Source organism: Vibrio sp. 378 (assembly GCF_033339435.1).
In genome coordinates this window covers 1-583 of the sequence record NZ_JAWOUO010000875.1, presented here as the reverse complement: position 1 = coordinate 583, position 583 = coordinate 1, and the positions used below count along the sequence as shown (strand labels likewise).

Annotated in this window: 1 protein-coding gene; it reads right to left on the bottom strand. The window is 44.9% G+C overall.

The window, feature by feature from the left end:
• Nucleotides 1-148 precede the first annotated feature (148 nt).
• The coding region (locus R7Q48_RS29345) for an AbgT family transporter (RefSeq protein ID WP_318133881.1) at nucleotides 149-583 on the bottom strand (435 nt) is incomplete at its 5' end.

Genomic DNA, 583 nt, shown 5'->3' with positions numbered 1-583 from the left:
AAGGTAACTATGAATAGCGAAATATTACCACCAACATCGCTTTCACTACAGCAGGACATAAGTTTTGGAGATGCGCCTCTTTCGTAATGGCACCTCAAAACAAAAAAGCGCAGACCTTTCGACCTGCGCTTCTCTAATATTCGATCATTTACATCGTGTATGTGTACGGTGCTTGAATACCTAGTGGGATACCTACCATCCAGTAAAGAACTAGGAAGATTGACCAACCAATCAACATAGCAATCGAGAATGGCATCATCAGTGACGCAAGTGTACCAATGCCTGTCGACTTCACGTAACGTTGACAGTAAACCACTACAAGAGGGAAGAATACCATCAGAGGCGAAATGATGTTCGATACTGAGTCACCCACACGGTAAGCCGCCTGAGATAGTTCAGGAGAAATACCTACCGCCATTAGCATTGGAACTAGGATTGGACCAATCAAAGCCCATTTCGCAGAAGCGGAACCGATAAGTAGGTTTACAGCCGCTGTTAGCAAGATCATACCAATGATGGTTGCTTCACCTGGTAGGTTCATCGCTTTTAAGCCTTCAGCACCATACAACGCTAGCATCGTACC